This window comes from Bartonella taylorii 8TBB (assembly GCF_902825155.1).
GTDB lineage: Bacteria > Pseudomonadota > Alphaproteobacteria > Rhizobiales > Rhizobiaceae > Bartonella > Bartonella taylorii_A.
The window spans coordinates 1-385 of the sequence record NZ_CADEAG010000224.1; the positions used below are offsets into that span (position 1 = coordinate 1).

Here is a 385-nt window from a genome sequence, read left to right on the forward strand (position 1 = left end):
GATGGGGAAGCAAAAGACTTCTTAAAAATCCAAAAAAAACTAAAATATGGCTTACAGTAAATAACGATGCTTGACCATAACCCTATGAGACAATAGACACGTATAGAAGATGAAGTCCTTTTGGTTGCTATCTATGAGTTAAATATTAAAAGAGTATAAAGCGTGAAACTGCCTGAACATCTTAATCCCAAACGTTCTTTTCAAGGACTTATCTTACCTTTACAAAATTATTGGGCTCATTATGGATGCGCAATTTTACAACCATACGATATGGAAGTTGGGGCGGGAACTTTTCATCCGTCCACAACATTGCGTTCACTAGGACCGCGCCCTTGGAAAGTCGCTTACGTCCAGCCTTCCAGACGTCCAACAGACGGACGATATG

The 385-nt window shown here is 40.0% G+C and carries 1 protein-coding gene; it reads left to right on the plus strand.

Annotated features, from left to right (window positions below; all coding sequences use genetic code 11):
- Nucleotides 1-162: 162 nt before the first annotated feature.
- The coding region (locus J7R13_RS09400; protein ID WP_208438361.1) for a glycine--tRNA ligase subunit alpha at nt 163-385 on the plus strand (223 nt) is incomplete at its 3' end.